The sequence below is a fragment of the Escherichia sp. E10V5 genome (assembly GCF_004212315.1).
Taxonomy (GTDB): Bacteria; Pseudomonadota; Gammaproteobacteria; order Enterobacterales; family Enterobacteriaceae; genus Escherichia.
The window spans coordinates 49,540-67,591 of the sequence record NZ_RHJM01000031.1; the positions used below are offsets into that span (position 1 = coordinate 49,540).

Genomic DNA, 18,052 nt, shown 5'->3' on the forward strand with positions numbered 1-18,052 from the left:
CTTAGCCGGCATGCAAAATCTTGAAAACTCAATACATTGCAGGAACCCCGTAGGCCTGATATGCATGACGCATCAGGCAAGATCTACGTATTTACAACCGTCCCTGCCCCTTCAACCACTCACGTACCAGGAACAGCGCGCTGACATTGCGCGCTTCATTGAAGTCAGGATCTTCGAGCAAATCCATCATATGCGCCAGCGGCCAGCGAACCTGCGGTAGCGGCTCTGGCTCATCGCCTTCCAGCGACTCCGGGTAGAGATCTTGCGCCACCACAATATTCATTTTGCTGGAAAAGTAAGACGGCGCCATGCTGAGTTTCTTCAAAAAAGTCAGATCGTTCGCACCAAATCCCACTTCTTCTTTTAGCTCGCGGTTAGCTGCTTCGTAGACGCTTTCACCGGGATCAATCAGCCCTTTCGAAAACCCTAACTCGTAGGATTCAGTTCCCACCGCGTACTCACGAATCAGGATCAGATGGTCGTCCACAATAGGCACAATCATCACCGCTTCCCTGTTGGTTGGACGCATTCGTTCATAAACACGCCGCACGCCATTGCTGAACTCCAGATCCACGCTTTCGACGGTAAACAGTCGAGAACGGGCTACAGTTTCAACATTCAGAATGGTGGGTTTTTGTAATGATTTTCTCATTGTGGAATCTTTGCAGTGAAATCAGTATTTATTGTGCGATATCGGACACCGTTTCGGCAATGTGAATTGCATGTTATTTACATTTATGCAACCTGATAAATAATCGTTCTCAAATCAAATTAAAAGTCAATAGGTTGAAATAACTCCAGGAATTTGCTGATATTCCGCCCTCAGAGGGTTTGCTATGATCAGCGGTTACTGGGATGCGCTTAATGATGCTCAAGTTCAACTCCACGCTTGCCGATAGCCAACCGCAGAATCCTATATTGTGTCCAGGGTGCGAATAATCACGCCTGACAAATTAAGTAAGATGGGGAAAGCATGAGCACCATTGTGATTTTTTTAGCTGCTTTGCTGGCCTGCTCACTACTTGCGGGATGGCTGATAAAAACCCGCACCAGGCGGCGACAATTGCCCTGGGCTAACGCCTTCGCTGATGCGCAAACGCGCAAACTCACTTCTGAAGAACGTAGCGCCGTTGAAAATTATCTCGAAAGCCTGACGCAGATTTTGCAGGTTCCCGGCCCGACGGGGGCCAGCACGGCGCCTGTCTCTCTGACGCTGAACGCCGAAAGCAATAATGTGATGATGCTGACGCACGCTATCACACGTTATGGCATCTCTACCGACGATCCCAATAAATGGCGCTACTACCTTGACTCGGTAGAAGTCCACCTGCCGCCTTTCTGGGAGCAGTACATCAACGACGAAAACACCGTTGAACTGATTTATACCGACTCACTCCCATTAGTCATTTCACTCAACGGCCATACGCTGCAAGAGTATATGCAGGAGACTCGCGGTTACACGTTACAACCTATTCCATCAACGCAGGCATCGATTCGCGGTGAAGAGAGCGAACAAATTGAGTTGCTCAACATTCGCCAGGAAACGCACGAAGAGTATGCACTTAGCCGCCCACGAGGATTGCGGGAAGCGCTGCTGATTGTCGCCTCATTCCTGATGTTCTATTTCTGCCTGGTGACCCCGGATGTATTTGTCCCGTGGTTAGTTGGCGGCGCGCTGCTGCTGCTGGGCGCGGGCCTGTGGGGATTATATGCGCCACCTGCCAAATCCTCCCTAAGGGAAATCCACTGCCTGCGCGGGACACCGCGTCGCTGGGGGCTGTTTGGTGAAAACTCTCAGGAACAGATTAACAATATTTCGCTTGGTATTATCGATCTGGTCTACCCCGCGCACTGGCAACCTTACATTGCCCAGGATCTCGGACAACAAACCGATATCGATATCTACCTCGACCGTCACGTCGTGCGCCAGGGGCGCTATCTTTCGCTGCATGACGAAGTAAAAAACTTCCCGTTGCAGCACTGGCTACGCAGCACGGTTATCGCAGCCGGTTCGCTGATAGTCTTGTTTATGCTGCTGTTCTGGATCCCACTGGATATGCCGCTGAAATTCACTCTCTCGTGGATGAAAGGCGCGCAGACTATTGAGGCCACCAGTGTTAAACAACTTGCGGACGCTGGCGTACGCGTAGGCGATACCTTACGTCTAAGTGGTACAGGCATGTGTAATATCCGCACTTCCGGCACCTGGAGCGCGAAAACCAATTCACCGTTTTTGCCGTTTGACTGCTCGCAAATCATCTGGAATGACGCCCGTTCATTGCCATTACCGGAATCGGAACTGGTTAACAAAGCTACGGCACTGACCGAAGCAGTAAACCGTCAACTGCACCCTAAACCAGAAGATGAATCACGCGTCAGTGCCTCATTACGTTCTGCGATTCAGAAATCCGGCATGGTTTTGCTTGATGACTTTGGCGACATCGTACTGAAGACAGCAGATCTCTGTGCAGCCAAAGATGATTGTGTGCGCTTAAAAAACGCCCTGGTGAATCTTGGCAACAGTAAGGACTGGGACGCACTGGTGAAACGCGCCAACGCAGGAAAACTTGATGGTGTGAATGTATTACTCCGCCCGGTGAGCGCAGAATCGCTGGATAATCTGGTGGCGACTTCCACCGCACCGTTTATCACTCATGAAACGGCGCGAGCGGCACAATCACTGAATAGCCCAGCGCCTGGCGGCTTCCTGATTGTCAGCGACGAAGGCAGCGATTTTGTCGATCAACCGTGGCCAGCAGCCTCACTTTATGACTACCCGGCGCAAGAACAATGGAACGCTTTCCAGAAGCTGGCGCAAATGTTGATGCATACACCGTTTAACGCCGAGGGGATCGTCACCAATATTTTCACCGATGCCAACGGCACGCAGCATATCAGCTTGCACCCTATTCCGGACCGTTCTGGCCTGTGGCGCTATCTCGGCACCACATTACTGCTACTGACGATGTTCGGCTGTGCCATCTATAATGGCGTGCAGGCCTGGCGTCGTTACCAGCGTCATCGCACCCGCATGATGGAGATTAAGGAATATTACGAAAGCTGCCTGAATCCGACGCTGCTCACGTCTTCAGAAAGCCTCATCGAATAACACGTTTGCGCGGCAGGTTATGCTACCCTGTCGCGCAAATTGCTTCACTCTGGAGATTTCCCCCATGCATATCAACATTGCCTGGCAGGACGTAGACACCGTTCTGCTGGATATGGACGGCACGTTGCTCGACCTCGCCTTCGATAACTATTTTTGGCAAAAGCTGGTGCCTGAAACATGGGGCGCGAAAAACGGTGTTACGCCACAGGAAGCAATGGAATATATGCGCCGGCAATATCACGACGTGCAGCATACGCTAAACTGGTACTGTCTTGATTACTGGAGCGAGCAACTGGGTCTGGATATCTGTGCGATGACCACCGAGATGGGGCCGCGTGCTGTGTTGCGTGAAGATACTATTCCGTTTCTCGAAGCGCTGAAAGCCAGCGGCAAGCAGCGAATTTTGCTCACTAACGCCCATCCACATAACCTGGCCGTTAAACTTGAGCATACGGGTCTGGACGCACACCTTGATTTATTACTTTCCACCCACACATTTGGTTATCCGAAAGAGGATCAGCGGTTATGGCATGCGGTGGCCGAAGCTACGGGTCTGAAAGCTGAAAGAACGCTGTTTATTGATGACAGCGAAGCCATTCTCGATGCTGCCGCGCAATTTGGTATTCGTTACTGTCTCGGCGTCACCAACCCTGACTCTGGAATAGCCGAAAAACAGTATGAACGCCATCCGTCACTGAATGACTACCGCCGCCTGATCCCCTCGCTAATGTGAAGGAGACGCCATGAAAGAAAAACCGGCTGTTGAGGTTCGACTGGATAAATGGCTATGGGCCGCCCGTTTTTATAAAACCCGCGCGCTGGCCCGCGAAATGATTGAAGGCGGTAAGGTGCATTACAACGGGCAACGCAGCAAGCCGAGTAAAGTCGTCGAGCTGAATGCCACGCTCACGCTGCGCCAGGGAAATGACGAACGAACGGTGATTGTAAAGGCGATTACTGAACAGCGTCGCCCCGCCAGCGAGGCGGTCTTGTTGTATGAAGAGACTGCGGAAAGTGTAGAGAAACGCGAAAAAATGGCACTGGCACGTAAACTTAATGCCTTAACCATGCCGCACCCGGACCGGCGCCCGGACAAAAAAGAGCGCCGTGACCTGTTACGATTTAAACACGGCGACAGTGAATAACTGTCACCTGCAAGAGAGATGATTATGCCGCAACATGACCAATTACATCGCTATCTGTTTGAAAACTTTGCCGTTCGCGGCGAACTGGTAACCGTTTCGGAAACCCTGCAACAGATCCTTGAGAATCACGATTATCCGCAGCCGGTGAAAAACGTGCTGGCAGAACTGCTGGTCGCGACCAGCCTGTTGACCGCTACGCTGAAGTTTGATGGTGATATCACCGTACAGCTGCAAGGCGACGGTCCGATGAATCTGGCGGTTATTAACGGTAACAACAAACAGCAGATGCGTGGTGTGGCGCGCGTGCAGGGCGAAATTCCAGAAAATGCCGACCTGAAAACGCTGGTCGGCAATGGTTACGTGGTGATCACCATTACCCCGAGCGAAGGCGAACGCTATCAGGGCGTGGTTGGTCTGGAAGGTGATACCCTGGCGGCTTGCCTGGAAGATTACTTTATGCGTTCTGAACAGCTGCCGACGCGCCTGTTTATTCGCACCGGCGACGTAGATGGCAAACCGGCTGCGGGCGGTATGTTGTTGCAGGTAATGCCTGCGCAAAATGCCCAGCAAGACGACTTCGACCACCTGGCGACGCTGACCGAAACCATCAAAACTGAAGAGCTGCTGACGTTACCGGCAAACGAAGTTTTGTGGCGCTTATACCACGAAGAAGAGGTGACGGTTTACGATCCGCAGGATGTTGAATTCAAATGCACCTGCTCGCGTGAACGTTGCGCAGGCGCGCTGAAAACGCTGCCGGATGAAGAAGTTGATAGCATCCTCGCGGAAGAAGGCGAAATTGACATGCATTGTGATTACTGTGGTAACCACTATCTGTTCAATGCAATGGATATTGCCGAGATCCGCAACAATGCGTCTCCGGCAGATCCGCAGGTTCATTAATCCCATGTCCGGCAGAGATGACTCTGCCGGACATCATGACTAAATTGCCTGATGCGCTGCGCTTATCTGGCCTACGGATTAAATGCAATTTATCGCAGGTAAGATAAGGCGCCGCATCCAACCGCGCTGTCACTCATTCAGATTCAAATCCAGCGTTTCACCATCCACCGTAAGATCGCGCCACACTTTAGGCTTTGTCCCTAGTTTTCCATCCTTCGCCGCTGTGAGTAATTTCTCTTTCGTTATTACACGCGGAAGTGAACTCATCGTAATCTCTTTCCATTCTTTCCCGGCAGGATCAATACCATAGACAATGACTCTTTCATCATTAAAGGCAAACAGGATCCGCTCAGCCCTACCATCACTATTCAGATCTTGCTCTACCAGCACGCAGGCATCTTTTTCGATACATATCATTGCGTTATAGCGATTTTTCATCACTACCGACCAGAATGTCGTATCAGGTTTGCCAGAACCTGGGGCAATAAATACATTATCAGCTAATGCTTTTTCCGATATCTGCTGCTGAAGACGTTGCACTCCATCAAACGCCATCAGCAGACCCCGCCTGCGTTTCGGGTCTTTCATATACTCGACATCGCTTTTCAGCGACTCAAGCGCTGCACGTCCATAGCGACCGCTATGTTCGAGCATATAGATACTTACCTGGTCTGGCGTGTTCTTGCCACTCTGATAACGCGCCATATGGCTGTTCACGCTAATGCGCATACTGTCCAGCACCGGTGAATTAAGAAGCACCAGTATCACCAGCACCAATAACGAAACCGTAAGGTTCACTTTGCCCTGAAGAACAAGGGGATTTTGCCCTTTACGCCAGGCAATACTGACGAAATACCCCAGCGACCAGACCAGTAACACCACCACTGCCAGTGCGCCGTGCAAGCGTTCGGCAGTCCAGCCGTATTGAGCGACCCGCATCCATATAGCCCAGGCGGCGATCAGCACATAGAGCGGCGCCACCAGCAGAGACGTTTTTATCAGGCAACGCAACGGGCCAGTCCAGGGAAGCGTTGCTTTTTGCGGATCGCGGACAATGGCCATTAAGAGCAACTGCAAAAAGGCCAGAGTTAAAAGCAGCCCAGCGGCGGAGATGTGGCTGGAAATCGTATTCAAACCAGCAAAGGGCAAAGTGATAATAAACAGCAGCGTCAGCAGTGAAACCAGTGGTAGCAAACCTGTGGCGATTAACGTGAAGAGCTTTTGAATAGAGGCGATTAACCGCGATTGAGTCCGCGCAAGAATGACTGCCAGCGCGGTAACCAGGCCCAGCGTAAGATACATAAACCAGTCGGTTGAAAAAAAGAGGGTACTGAAAAACGTGATGCCAACAAGTTTAAATAACTCACTCCACAGTAAAAGTACCAGCCATGTCAGACCATTAGTGATCAAAATCACCATCAATATTAGAGCGTTATGCCACGCTGACTGGTAAAAAAAGCTATAGTTCGTTCGCTCTTTTCTGTCGTGCAAATTCAGTTGTACCCAAGGCAATAACAACATCGCCATTAACAGCAGATAACAACCAAATTCCCAGAGTTCCTGGTCCGCTCGCCAGGGACTCATGCCATCAATTTGCCACTTCAGCCAGCCGCTCATCGCCAGGGTGGCAATAAATACCAGCGCCAGCCACCCCCACAAACGCTTCTGTTTGAAGGATTCCACGGTGAATAACAAAACGGATGAAAGCGCCACGGTCGCAGGAATGCCGTAAACAAGCCAGTTGTTATTGTCCACAGCCAGCCAGGTTATCAGAAAATAGCAAACCAGCCCCTGGATTAATCCAGTGGCGACCATTCCCCACCGTGTTGCAGGTGAAATTTCAACGTTATCCATGTTCGTGATCCGGAATCAAAAGGAAGGTTAATTATTGCATTCAGGCAGTACTAATATTTATTTTAAGAAAAATTTACAAAAAAATTTGCGGTGGTGAATCGATACTTTACTGATTGATTTTACATAAATTTCAATCAAGAATGAGATTTAACTCACATTATAATGGCCAATTAAACTAACATTTAACCTTTTAGGAACATTTTCCACACCTGGAATGCTATTTCTGCGATAATAGCAACCGTTTCGTGACAGGAATCACGGAGTTTTTTGTCAAATATGAATTTCTCCAGATGCGTAAATCTATGAGCCTTGTCGCGGTTAACACCCCCAAAAAGACTTTACTATTCAGGCAATACATATTGGCTAAGGAGCAGTGAAATGCGCGTTAACAATGGTTTGACCCCGCAAGAACTCGAGGCTTATGGTATCAGTGACGTACATGATATCGTTTACAACCCAAGCTACGACCTGCTGTATCAGGAAGAGCTCGATCCGAGCCTGACAGGTTATGAGCGCGGGGTGTTAACTAATCTGGGTGCCGTTGCCGTGGATACCGGGATCTTCACCGGGCGTTCACCAAAAGATAAGTATATCGTCCGTGACGATACGACTCGCGATACATTCTGGTGGGCAGACAAAGGCAAAGGTAAGAACGACAACAAACCTCTCTCTCCGGAAACCTGGCAACATCTGAAAGGCCTGGTGACCAAACAGCTTTCCGGCAAACGCCTGTTCGTGGTTGATGCTTTCTGTGGCGCTAACCCGGATACTCGCCTTTCCGTACGTTTCATCACCGAAGTGGCCTGGCAAGCGCATTTCGTCAAGAACATGTTTATTCGCCCGAGTGATGAAGAGCTGGAAGGTTTCAAACCTGACTTTATCGTCATGAACGGCGCGAAGTGCACCAACCCGCAGTGGAAAGAACAGGGTCTGAACTCTGAAAACTTCGTGGCGTTTAACCTCACCGAGCGCATGCAGCTGATTGGTGGCACCTGGTACGGCGGCGAAATGAAGAAAGGGATGTTCTCAATGATGAACTACCTGCTGCCGCTGAAAGGTATCGCTTCTATGCACTGCTCCGCCAACGTTGGCGAGAAAGGCGATGTTGCGGTGTTCTTCGGCCTTTCCGGCACCGGTAAAACCACCCTTTCCACCGACCCGAAACGTCGCCTGATTGGCGATGACGAGCACGGCTGGGACGATGACGGTGTGTTTAACTTCGAAGGCGGCTGCTACGCGAAAACCATTAAACTGTCGAAAGAAGCAGAGCCAGAAATCTATGGCGCTATCCGTCGCGATGCACTGCTGGAAAACGTCACTGTACGTGAAGATGGCACCATCGACTTTGATGATGGTTCAAAAACCGAGAACACCCGCGTTTCTTATCCGATCTATCACATCGATAACATCGTTAAGCCAGTTTCCAAAGCGGGCCACGCGACTAAAGTTATCTTCCTGACCGCAGATGCTTTTGGCGTACTGCCGCCGGTTTCTCGCCTGACTGCCGATCAAACTCAGTACCACTTCCTCTCAGGCTTCACCGCCAAACTGGCTGGTACAGAGCGTGGCATCACCGAACCGACACCAACCTTCTCTGCCTGCTTCGGCGCGGCATTCCTGTCGCTGCACCCAACTCAGTACGCAGAAGTGCTGGTAAAACGTATGCAGGCAGCGGGCGCGCAGGCATATCTGGTTAACACTGGCTGGAACGGCACTGGCAAACGTATCTCCATTAAAGATACCCGCGCCATTATCGACGCCATCCTCAACGGTTCGCTGGATAACGCAGAAACCTTCACTCTGCCGATGTTTAACCTGGCGATCCCGACCGAACTGCCGGGCGTAGACACGAAGATCCTCGATCCGCGTAACACCTACGCTTCCCCGGAACAGTGGCAGGAAAAAGCTGAAACTCTGGCGAAACTGTTTATCGACAACTTCGATAAATACACCGACACCCCAGCGGGTGCCGCGCTGGTAGCGGCTGGTCCGAAGCTGTAATCAGCAGATATCTCACTGGCCCCTTATCCAAACGGATAAGGGGTTTTTTTATATCTAATTAGCTACCAATATGTACATGGTACACTTATAATTATCAATAGACCGCAGGATGCATTATGTTCACGTTTATTGAACTACAAGGATTTAGCAAACGCCGCCAGTTATTGTTGCCTGATGATGAGTTCCGGGCTTTTCAGGAACTACTCATTCAAGATCCATCTGCCGGTGACATTATCGCGGGCACAGGCAGTTTCAGAAAAATTCGCTGGAACCGTTCTGGAATGGGGAAACGGGGTGGCATTCGGATAATTTATTACAACGTGACACGCAATGGCCGAATTTATCTGGCGTTGATTTATCCTAAAAATGAACAGGATGATTTAACAGAAGAACAAAGAAAGGCATTGAAACTATTGTCCGAGAAGCTGCTTTAATGTTGAAGCTCCACAAATTCCACCATGGCCGAAATGCCAACGGAGACATTGAAAACAGATGAAAGATGAATTATTTGCTGATCTTCTTGCCAGCGCAGAAGAAATGGTACGCATCGAAAAGGGTGAAAAAACGCCTGAACCAGAGCACGTCCATACTTTTAGCGAAATCGATGTAAAAGCGATCCGTGAAGCAACTGGCTTACGCCAGCAAGATTTTGCTGTCGCCGTAGGGGTAAGTTATGACCTGGTAAAAAGCTGGGAAACCAAACGCCGTCAACCTACCGGAGCACCTCGAAAATTGCTCCTGCTTTTGCAAGCAAATCCTTTCATTATCAATCAATTGAAAACAATCTAAAAACGGGAGGTACTTTCGCCTCCCGTTTATTTACCCTTCTTTTGTCGTGCCCTGCGCCCGCGTTACCGGTAATGGCAGCCAGGCGCGAATGGAAAGCCCGCCCCGCTCGCTGGTGCCAAGCTCCAGCATCCCGTTATGGTTATCCACGATACGCTGCACAATCGCCAAGCCTAGTCCCGTGCCGCTAATGGTGCGCGCACTGTCGCCGCGGACAAAAGGCTGGAACAGATGCTTACGCTGTTCAGGCTCGATACCCGGACCGTCGTCTTCCACCTGGAACCAGGCGCGATTTGGCTCCGTTCCGCTGCTGACTTTAATCCAGCCATTGCCGTAACGGGCAGCGTTCACCACCATATTCGCCACCGCACGTTTGATTGACAGCGGATGCATTTTCACTTCTATGCAGTCAGGATAAAGCGCGGTATCAATTTCACGCTCATAGCCACTTTCCGCGGCAATCACCTCACCAAGCACCGCATTAAGATCCGCCAGTTCCATTGGCATCTCCTGCCCGGTGCGCAGGTAGTCGATAAACTGCTCAATGATGGCGTTGCACTCTTCGATATCTTTGTTGATCGATTCCGCCAGGTAGCCATCCTGCTCGCTCATCATCTCGGTCGCCAGGCGAATACGCGTGAGTGGCGTGCGCAGGTCATGACTTACCCCTGCCATTAGCAGCGTGCGGTCATCCGCCAGTTGCTTAACACCAGCCGCCATATGGTTGAAGGCTCGGGTAACCGAACGCACCTCCGAAGCGCCATATTCACGCAGTGGCGGCGGAATAATCCCCTTACCCACCTGCAAAGCAGCGTGTTCGAGATCAACAAGGGGTCGATTCTGGATACGAATAAACAGCCATGCCCCACCTATCGCCAACAGCATAATCGCCAGCGTATAGCGGAACAGCGGAGAAAAATCGCCCTGATGAATTTCGGTCAGCGGCACACGTACCCAGATATTGGGCGACAGCCAGGTTTTCAGCCAGACGACAGGCGAGCTTTTGTTAACCTCGACGCGAACTTCCGTCGGACCGCCCAGCTGCTGCGCCATCTGGTGGCTTAAGAATTCATAGTGTTGCGCCCAACGCAGCCCGGCCTCTTCGGCAGCTTCGTTGGAATAGAGAGAGATCCCCAGCTCACGGTAGATCTCCCGACGGAAAGCGGGAGGCACAACCAGCTGCGTGCCGTCCTCCAGTTGCAGTTTGTCGGTCATCAACATACGCACTTCGTACGCGAGGACTTTATTAAACTGCTGGAGGCTCGGCAAAATCGCGAAGTTCAGCACCACCAGATAAGTCGTCACCAGGCTGACGAACAGCAAGGTGACGATGAGCAATAACGTGCGGGCAAATGAACTTCGTGGCGAGAAGCGCAATCGCCTCATGCTTTAGAACCGTCCGGCACGAAAACGTAGCCCAGACCCCAAACGGTCTGAATGTAACGCGGATGCGCCGGATCTTCTTCCACCATGCGGCGCAGACGAGAGATCTGCACGTCGATGGAACGTTCCATTGCGGAATATTCACGGCCACGGGCAAGGTTCATCAGCTTATCGCGGGAGAGCGGCTCACGCGGGTGGCTGACCAGCGCCTTCAGAACCGCAAATTCACCGCTGGTCAGCGGCATCGGTTCATCTTCGCGGAACATTTCACGCGTACCCAAGTTAAGTTTGAACTTACCGAAAGCAATCACAGCTTCTTCCTGTGACGGCGCACCCGGCAGTTCATTCGCCTGACGACGCAGCACCGCACGGATGCGGGCCAGCAATTCACGCGGGTTAAATGGTTTTGGAATGTAATCGTCAGCACCAATTTCCAGGCCAACGATACGGTCAACTTCTTCCCCTTTCGCCGTTACCATAATGATCGGCATCGGGTTACTCTGGCTACGAAGACGTCGGCAAATCGACAAACCATCTTCACCAGGTAACATCAAATCCAGTACCATAAGATGGAAAGATTCACGAGTCAGCAGGCGATCCATCTGTTCTGCATTAGCGACGCTTCGAACCTGGAAGCCTTGTTCGGTGAGATAACGCTCCAGCAGCGCACGCAAGCGCATGTCGTCATCGACCACCAGAATCTTGTAGTTCTCTTGCATTGTTTGTACTCCCAAAGGTTCGCAACAATTTGTAAGCGTGTATTCTTAAAAAAGCTCACGTTCGTCACCAGCTAAATCTGGTATGAATTTCAGCCTAAATTGTTACAAAGCATATTAAACAGCGGCTTAAGTATACAATTTATTCAGCGAAACATTATTGATTCTGTTGATATGATCACGTTATACCCAATGTGCGCATTATCAAACAGACAAAGGGAATCAACGAGATGAAAACGCCCCTGGTTACCCGGGAAGGGTATGAAAAACTCAAACAAGAGCTAAATTATCTCTGGCGTGAAGAGCGCCCGGAAGTCACAAAGAAGGTGACCTGGGCCGCAAGTCTGGGCGACCGCAGCGAAAACGCTGACTATCAGTATAATAAAAAGCGCCTGCGTGAAATCGACCGTCGTGTGCGCTATCTCACTAAATGCATGGAAAATCTCAAAATCGTCGATTACTCGCCCCAGCAGGAAGGCAAAGTTTTCTTTGGCGCGTGGGTAGAGATTGAAAACGATGATGGCGTGACTCACCGTTTCCGTATCGTCGGCTACGATGAAATCTTTGGCCGTAAAGATTACATCTCTATCGATTCCCCGATGGCCCGCGCATTGCTGAAAAAAGAGGTGGGCGATCTGGCGGTGGTGAATACCCCTGCCGGGGAAGCGAGCTGGTATGTTAATGCTATCGAGTACGTGAAACCGTAAGGAAGAGTCTTAACCTCCTGCCGATGGCTGGCATTTTTGCCAGCCAGTCCGTATAACTATCCCCTGATTTTTGATCCGAAAAGATGAACTCAAACCATGATGAATGATTCGTTCTGCCGCATTATTGCGGGTGAAATCCAGGCGCGCCCGGAACAGGTTGACGCTGCCGTTCGCCTGCTTGACGAAGGGAATACCGTGCCGTTTATCGCACGTTATCGTAAGGAAATCACCGGCGGTCTGGATGACACGCAGCTGCGTAATCTGGAAACGCGTCTGAGCTATCTGCGCGAGCTGGAAGAGAGACGTCAGGCTATTCTCAAGTCCATTTCTGAGCAAGGTAAACTCACCGACGAGCTGGCGAATGCCATCAACGCTACCTTGAGCAAAACCGAACTCGAAGACCTTTACCTGCCCTACAAACCGAAACGTCGTACCCGCGGGCAAATCGCCATTGAAGCAGGGCTTGAGCCGTTGGCTGACCTACTGTGGAGCGATCCATCACACACGCCAGAAGTCGCCGCTGCACAATATGTTGATGCCGATAAAGGCGTGGCAGATACCAAAGCCGCGTTGGACGGCGCGCGTTATATCCTGATGGAACGCTTTGCCGAAGATGCCGCGCTGCTGGCGAAAGTGCGTGATTATCTGTGGAAGAACGCGCATCTGGTGTCGACCGTAGTGAACGGTAAAGAAGAGGAAGGCGCGAAATTCCGCGACTATTTCGATCATCACGAACCGCTGTCAACGGTGCCTTCTCACCGCGCGCTGGCGATGTTCCGTGGTCGTAACGAAGGCATACTCCAGCTTTCGCTGAATGCCGATCCGCAGTTCGATGAGCCGCCAAAAGAGAGCTATTGCGAGCAAATCATCATGGATCATCTCGGCCTGCGCCTGAACAATGCCCCGGCGGATAGCTGGCGCAAAGGCGTGGTGAGCTGGACGTGGCGCATCAAGGTGCTGATGCACCTGGAAACAGAACTGATGGGAACCGTGCGCGAACGTGCGGAAGATGAAGCGATTAATGTCTTTGCCCGTAACCTGCACGATCTGCTGATGGCGGCCCCTGCCGGACTGCGTGCGACGATGGGCCTCGATCCGGGTCTGCGTACCGGGGTAAAAGTAGCGGTGGTCGACGCAACGGGCAAACTGGTAGCAACCGATACCATTTATCCGCACACCGGACAGGCCGCAAAGGCGGCGATGACCGTTGCCGCCCTGTGTGAAAAACATAATGTTGAACTGGTAGCGATCGGTAACGGTACGGCTTCCCGCGAAACCGAGCGTTTCTATCTTGATGTCCAGAAGCAGTTCCCGAAGGTTACCGCGCAGAAAGTGATCGTCAGCGAAGCTGGCGCGTCGGTTTACTCGGCTTCCGAGCTGGCAGCGCAGGAGTTCCCGGATCTCGACGTTTCTCTGCGTGGCGCAGTATCTATCGCCCGCCGTTTGCAGGATCCGCTGGCGGAGCTGGTGAAAATCGATCCGAAATCTATCGGCGTTGGTCAGTATCAGCATGACGTCAGCCAGACGCAGCTGGCCCGCAAGCTGGATGCAGTAGTAGAAGACTGCGTAAACGCCGTTGGCGTTGATCTGAATACTGCTTCTGTTCCGCTGTTAACTCGCGTGGCGGGCCTGACGCGCATGATGGCGCAAAACATCGTGGCCTGGCGCGATGAAAATGGTCAGTTCCAGAACCGTCAGCAACTGTTAAAAGTGAGCCGTCTGGGGCCGAAAGCCTTCGAACAGTGCGCGGGCTTCTTGCGCATTAACCACGGCGATAACCCGCTGGACGCGTCTACCGTTCACCCGGAAGCCTATCCGGTGGTGGAACGCATTCTGGCAGCAACACAGCAGGCGCTGAAAGATCTGATGGGTAACAGCAGTGAACTGCGTAATCTGAAAGCGTCTGATTTCACCGATGAGAAATTCGGTGTGCCGACAGTAACCGACATCATCAAAGAGCTGGAAAAACCGGGTCGCGATCCGCGTCCGGAATTTAAAACCGCTCAGTTTGCTGATGGCGTCGAAACGATGAACGACCTGCAACCGGGTATGATCCTCGAAGGTGCTGTCACCAACGTCACCAATTTTGGTGCTTTTATTGATATCGGCGTACATCAGGACGGCCTGGTTCACATCTCTTCTTTGTCGAACAAGTTTGTGGAAGATCCGCATACCGTGGTGAAAGCAGGCGACATTGTGAAGGTGAAAGTGCTGGAAGTGGATCTTCAGCGTAAACGTATCGCCCTGACCATGCGTCTGGACGAGCAGCCTGGCGAAACCAACGCTCGTCGCGGCGGCGGTAACGATCGCCCGCAAAACAACCGCCCGGCAGCCAAACCGCGTGGGCGTGAAGCGCAGCCTGCCGGTAATAGCGCGATGATGGATGCGCTGGCGGCAGCAATGGGCAAAAAACGTTAAACGCTCCGACTGGCCTACGGTTCGAATTTGCACGAAATCGTAGGCCAGATAAGGCGTTCACGCCACATCTGGCAACGAACGCCTTGCCTGACATAAAAATGCCGGAGAATATCTCCGGCATTTTTATTCCGCAACGAAACTCACACTATATTTCGTTAATATTTATCACAACATTAACAATTGAAACCTTAATAAAACATTAAGCAGCCATAATAATTCGTCCTCCGAATTATATTTTTGCTCCGATATAACCTTGAGCCACATCAACATTCACGCAGATTATTATCTAAACCAACATTCGCACACATTTTAAGTATTGCTGATAGAAACCATTCTCATTATCATTGTACTGTTGATTATTTAATCTCTCCTTCGTTGGCAAATCATCTGGTCCCATGTCGCTGTCAAACGCCCCATGAGGTAGTTATCCAGTTAATGAGAAACAAGTAGGCACCTATGCAATACACTCCAGATACTGCGTGGAAAATCACTGGCTTTTCCCGTGAAATCAGCCCGGCATATCGTCAGAAGCTGCTTTCTCTTGGCATGTTACCTGGCTCCTCTTTTAATGTGGTGCGCGTCGCTCCACTCGGCGATCCCATTCATATCGAAACCCGTCGTGTAAGCCTGGTATTACGCAAAAAAGATCTGGCCTTATTAGAAGTGGAAGCGGTTTCCTGTTAATACGGTGATAACAACAATGAAAAAATTAACCATTGGCTTAATTGGTAATCCAAATTCTGGCAAGACAACCTTATTTAACCAGCTCACCGGAGCACGTCAGCGTGTAGGAAACTGGGCTGGCGTTACCGTCGAACGTAAAGAGGGTCAGTTTTCCACCACCGATCATCAGGTCACGCTGGTGGACCTGCCCGGTACTTATTCTCTGACTACTATTTCATCGCAGACGTCGTTGGACGAGCAAATCGCCTGCCACTACATTTTGAGTGGCGACGCCGATCTGCTGATTAACGTGGTGGATGCGTCTAACCTTGAGCGTAACCTTTACCTGACGCTGCAGCTGCTGGAACTCGGTATTCCCTGCATCGTGGCGCTGAACATGCTCGACATTGCCGAGAAGCAAAATATTCGCATTGAAATTGATGCGCTGTCGGCGCGTCTTGGCTGCCCGGTGATCCCGCTGGTTTCCACGCGTGGTCGCGGTATCGAAGCTCTGAAACTGGCGATTGACCGCTACAAAGCCAACGACAATGTAGAACTGGTGCATTACGCACAGCCGCTGCTCAACGAAGCAGATTCACTGGCAAAAGTGATGCCGTCCGACATTCCGCTCAAACAGCGTCGCTGGCTGGGTCTGCAAATGCTGGAAGGCGATATCTACAGCCGCGCCTACGCCGGTGAAGCGTCGCAGCATCTGGATGCCGCCCTCGCCCGTCTGCGTAATGAGATGGACGATCCGGCGCTGCATATTGCCGATGCGCGTTACCAGTGTATTGCTGCTATCTGCGATGTGGTAAGCAACACGCTGACGGCAGAACCCAGTCGCTTCACCACGGCAGTGGATAAAATCGTGCTCAACCGTTTCCTCGGGCTGCCGATTTTCCTCTTTGTGATGTACCTGATGTTCCTGCTGGCTATCAACATCGGCGGGGCGTTACAGCCGCTGTTTGACGTCGGCTCCGTGGCGCTATTTGTGCATGGTATTCAGTGGATTGGCTACACGCTCCACTTCCCGGACTGGCTGACTATCTTCCTCGCCCAGGGCCTGGGCGGCGGTATTAACACCGTGCTGCCACTGGTGCCGCAGATCGGCATGATGTATCTGTTCCTCTCCTTCCTCGAGGACTCCGGTTATATGGCGCGTGCGGCGTTTGTGATGGACCGTCTGATGCAGGCGTTGGGCTTGCCGGGGAAATCCTTTGTGCCGCTGATCGTCGGCTTCGGTTGTAACGTGCCGTCTGTGATGGGTGCGCGAACTCTTGATGCGCCGCGTGAACGCCTGATGACCATTATGATGGCACCGTTTATGTCCTGCGGCGCGCGTCTGGCTATCTTCGCAGTATTTGCGGCTGCCTTCTTCGGGCAGAACGGCGCGCTGGCGGTCTTCTCGCTGTATATGCTGGGTATCGTGATGGCGGTGCTGACTGGCCTGATGCTCAAGTACACCATCATGCGCGGTGAAGCGACGCCGTTTGTCATGGAGCTGCCGGTCTACCACGTACCACACGTTAAGAGTCTGATTATCCAGACCTGGCAGCGTCTGAAAGGCTTCGTGATGCGCGCAGGTAAAGTGATCATCATCGTCAGCATTTTCCTGAGCGCCTTCAACAGCTTCTCGTTGAGCGGGAAAATCGTCGATAACATCAACGACTCGGCACTGGCTTCCGTTAGCCGTGTGATCACCCCGGTCTTCAAACCGATTGGCGTACATGAAGATAACTGGCAGGCAACGGTTGGCCTGTTTACAGGTGCCATGGCGAAAGAAGTGGTGGTGGGTACGCTCAACACTCTCTACACCGCAGAAAATATTCAGGACGAAGAGTTCAATCCAGCAGAATTTAACCTCGGTGAAGAGCTGTTCAGCGCGGTAGATGAAACCTGGCAGAGCCTGAAAGACACCTTCAGTCTTAGCGTACTGATGAACCCCATTGAAGCAAGCAAAGGCGACGGCGAAATGGGTACCGGGGCGATGGGCGTGATGGATCAGAAATTCGGTAGCGCAGCTGCCGCTTACAGCTACCTGATTTTCGTCTTGCTGTATGTACCGTGCATCTCGGTGATGGGAGCCATCGCCCGTGAATCAAGCCGTGGCTGGATGGGCTTCTCCATCCTGTGGGGGCTGAATATCGCTTACTCGCTGGCAACATTGTTCTATCAGGTTGCCAGCTACAGCCAGCATCCAACCTACAGCCTGGTGTGCATTCTGGCGGTTATCCTGTTTAACATCGTGGTTATCGGTTTGCTGCGCCGCGCGCGTAGCCGGGTGGATATCGAACTGCTGGCAACGCGCAAATCGGTAAGCAGTTGCTGTGCAGCCAGCACCACTGGCGATTGCCACTAAGGATACAG

At 51.6% G+C, this 18,052-nt stretch carries 15 protein-coding genes; 11 read left to right on the forward strand and 4 right to left on the reverse strand.

Translation table 11 applies throughout. From position 1 onward, the window contains the following. Window positions 1-91: 91 nt before the first annotated feature. Window positions 92-652, reverse strand: coding sequence for an ADP compounds hydrolase NudE (gene nudE, locus D9738_RS20395; RefSeq protein WP_126511443.1), 561 nt, complete (start codon window positions 650-652; stop codon window positions 92-94). 321 nt (window positions 653-973) lie between these two features. Here nudE and igaA point away from each other — a divergent pair, with 321 nt between their 5' ends. From igaA to hslO, 4 genes are all read left to right on the forward strand, one after another. Next, window positions 974-3,109: an intracellular growth attenuator protein IgaA gene (gene igaA, locus D9738_RS20400; protein WP_130261026.1), complete on the forward strand. Its 2,136-nt coding sequence runs from the start codon at window positions 974-976 to the stop codon at window positions 3,107-3,109. 64 nt (window positions 3,110-3,173) lie between these two features. Further along, a complete protein-coding gene (yrfG, locus tag D9738_RS20405; RefSeq protein WP_130208977.1) occupies window positions 3,174-3,842 on the forward strand; it encodes a GMP/IMP nucleotidase in 669 nt (222 codons plus the stop codon). Window positions 3,843-3,852: 10 nt separating this feature from the next. Further along, window positions 3,853-4,254, forward strand: coding sequence for a ribosome-associated heat shock protein Hsp15 (hslR, locus tag D9738_RS20410; RefSeq protein ID WP_000660493.1), 402 nt, complete (start codon window positions 3,853-3,855; stop codon window positions 4,252-4,254). Window positions 4,255-4,278: 24 nt separating this feature from the next. Then, the gene (hslO, locus tag D9738_RS20415) at window positions 4,279-5,157 is read left to right on the forward strand and encodes an Hsp33 family molecular chaperone HslO (protein WP_130208979.1); all 879 of its coding nucleotides are present in this window, start codon (window positions 4,279-4,281) and stop codon (window positions 5,155-5,157) included. Between the two features lie 129 nt (window positions 5,158-5,286). Here hslO and D9738_RS20420 read toward each other — a convergent pair whose 3' ends face one another. Beyond that, complete coding sequence (locus D9738_RS20420; protein WP_130261027.1) at window positions 5,287-7,011, reverse strand: DUF4153 domain-containing protein; 1,725 nt, start codon at window positions 7,009-7,011, stop codon at window positions 5,287-5,289. 378 nt (window positions 7,012-7,389) lie between these two features. Here D9738_RS20420 and pckA point away from each other — a divergent pair, with 378 nt between their 5' ends. The 3 genes from pckA to nadS all read left to right on the forward strand — a co-directional run bounded on the left by pckA (window position 7,390) and on the right by nadS (window position 9,801). Next, entirely contained in the window at window positions 7,390-9,012 is a 1,623-nt protein-coding gene (pckA, locus tag D9738_RS20425) for a phosphoenolpyruvate carboxykinase (ATP) (protein WP_130208983.1), read from the forward strand. 116 nt (window positions 9,013-9,128) lie between these two features. Next, window positions 9,129-9,446, forward strand: coding sequence for a type II toxin-antitoxin system RelE/ParE family toxin (locus D9738_RS20430; RefSeq protein ID WP_130208985.1), 318 nt, complete (start codon window positions 9,129-9,131; stop codon window positions 9,444-9,446). A 58-nt stretch (window positions 9,447-9,504) separates the two neighbouring features. After that, the gene (gene nadS, locus D9738_RS20435; protein ID WP_130208987.1) at window positions 9,505-9,801 is read left to right on the forward strand and encodes a NadS family protein; all 297 of its coding nucleotides are present in this window, start codon (window positions 9,505-9,507) and stop codon (window positions 9,799-9,801) included. A gap of 30 nt (window positions 9,802-9,831) precedes the next feature. Here nadS and envZ read toward each other — a convergent pair whose 3' ends face one another. Beyond that, window positions 9,832-11,184: a two-component system sensor histidine kinase EnvZ gene (envZ, locus tag D9738_RS20440; RefSeq protein ID WP_130261028.1), complete on the reverse strand. Its 1,353-nt coding sequence runs from the start codon at window positions 11,182-11,184 to the stop codon at window positions 9,832-9,834. Further along, window positions 11,181-11,900: a two-component system response regulator OmpR gene (gene ompR / locus D9738_RS20445; RefSeq protein WP_001157751.1), complete on the reverse strand. Its 720-nt coding sequence runs from the start codon at window positions 11,898-11,900 to the stop codon at window positions 11,181-11,183. The genes envZ and ompR overlap by 4 nt, the downstream gene beginning before the upstream one ends. Window positions 11,901-12,127: 227 nt before the next feature. On the opposite strand from ompR, the gene greB reads away from it, so the two are divergent. The 4 genes from greB (at window position 12,128) to feoB (ending at window position 18,044) form a co-directional block, all read left to right on the forward strand. After that, window positions 12,128-12,604, forward strand: coding sequence for a transcription elongation factor GreB (gene greB / locus D9738_RS20450; RefSeq protein WP_000856744.1), 477 nt, complete (start codon window positions 12,128-12,130; stop codon window positions 12,602-12,604). A gap of 96 nt (window positions 12,605-12,700) precedes the next feature. Continuing rightward, window positions 12,701-15,022 (forward strand): Tex family protein, encoded by a 2,322-nt coding sequence (locus tag D9738_RS20455; protein WP_130208993.1) that lies wholly within the window; start codon window positions 12,701-12,703, stop codon window positions 15,020-15,022. Between the two features lie 456 nt (window positions 15,023-15,478). Next, window positions 15,479-15,706, forward strand: a complete 228-nt coding sequence (gene feoA, locus D9738_RS20460) for a ferrous iron transporter A (RefSeq protein WP_001200455.1) — start codon at window positions 15,479-15,481, stop codon at window positions 15,704-15,706. Window positions 15,707-15,722: 16 nt separating this feature from the next. Beyond that, the gene (feoB, locus tag D9738_RS20465; RefSeq protein WP_130261029.1) at window positions 15,723-18,044 is read left to right on the forward strand and encodes a Fe(2+) transporter permease subunit FeoB; all 2,322 of its coding nucleotides are present in this window, start codon (window positions 15,723-15,725) and stop codon (window positions 18,042-18,044) included. The last annotated feature ends 8 nt before the right edge of the window (window positions 18,045-18,052 follow it).

Coding starts and splice junctions, on each gene's coding strand:
- nudE (WP_126511443.1), bottom strand. CDS start 652: ATGAGAAAATCATTACAAAAACCCACCATTCTGAATGTTGAAACTGTA.
- igaA (WP_130261026.1), top strand. CDS start 974: ATGAGCACCATTGTGATTTTTTTAGCTGCTTTGCTGGCCTGCTCACTA.
- D9738_RS20455 (WP_130208993.1), top strand. CDS start 12,701: ATGATGAATGATTCGTTCTGCCGCATTATTGCGGGTGAAATCCAGGCG.
- envZ (WP_130261028.1), bottom strand. CDS start 11,184: ATGAGGCGATTGCGCTTCTCGCCACGAAGTTCATTTGCCCGCACGTTA.
- yrfG (WP_130208977.1), top strand. CDS start 3,174: ATGCATATCAACATTGCCTGGCAGGACGTAGACACCGTTCTGCTGGAT.
- hslO (WP_130208979.1), top strand. CDS start 4,279: ATGCCGCAACATGACCAATTACATCGCTATCTGTTTGAAAACTTTGCC.
- feoA (WP_001200455.1), top strand. CDS start 15,479: ATGCAATACACTCCAGATACTGCGTGGAAAATCACTGGCTTTTCCCGT.
- D9738_RS20430 (WP_130208985.1), top strand. CDS start 9,129: ATGTTCACGTTTATTGAACTACAAGGATTTAGCAAACGCCGCCAGTTA.
- nadS (WP_130208987.1), top strand. CDS start 9,505: ATGAAAGATGAATTATTTGCTGATCTTCTTGCCAGCGCAGAAGAAATG.
- D9738_RS20420 (WP_130261027.1), bottom strand. CDS start 7,011: ATGGATAACGTTGAAATTTCACCTGCAACACGGTGGGGAATGGTCGCC.
- greB (WP_000856744.1), top strand. CDS start 12,128: ATGAAAACGCCCCTGGTTACCCGGGAAGGGTATGAAAAACTCAAACAA.
- hslR (WP_000660493.1), top strand. CDS start 3,853: ATGAAAGAAAAACCGGCTGTTGAGGTTCGACTGGATAAATGGCTATGG.
- pckA (WP_130208983.1), top strand. CDS start 7,390: ATGCGCGTTAACAATGGTTTGACCCCGCAAGAACTCGAGGCTTATGGT.
- feoB (WP_130261029.1), top strand. CDS start 15,723: ATGAAAAAATTAACCATTGGCTTAATTGGTAATCCAAATTCTGGCAAG.
- ompR (WP_001157751.1), bottom strand. CDS start 11,900: ATGCAAGAGAACTACAAGATTCTGGTGGTCGATGACGACATGCGCTTG.